The 242-nt window shown below is 57.0% G+C and carries 1 protein-coding gene; it reads right to left on the bottom strand.

The features are described from left to right. On the bottom strand, positions 1-242 hold a 242-nt coding region (locus tag E1189_RS22430; protein ID WP_196220890.1), incomplete at both ends, for a hypothetical protein.

The raw sequence follows: 242 nt of genomic DNA on the forward strand, positions 1-242 counted from the left end.
GCCGCCCGGGTGCGCAGCCGGATAAAAATGTCCAGAGCCACTCTCAGGTTGTTAGTGCCCCCCATACTCTTGAGTAGTCTGCCCAGAGCCAGCTCGATCTCCTTGTCATCGCAAGGTGTGTTCACCTGCCCTTTGGCCGCCCGGGTGCGCAACCGGGTAAAGATGTTCAGGGCTGTTTTCAGGTTCTCCATGCCTCCCATTAGCTGGTGATGTCTGCCCAGAGCCAGTTCAATATCCTTGTC

Origin of the sequence: Parendozoicomonas verongulae (genome assembly GCF_009711465.1) — a bacterium.
Lineage (GTDB): Bacteria > Pseudomonadota > Gammaproteobacteria > Pseudomonadales > Endozoicomonadaceae > Sansalvadorimonas > Sansalvadorimonas verongulae.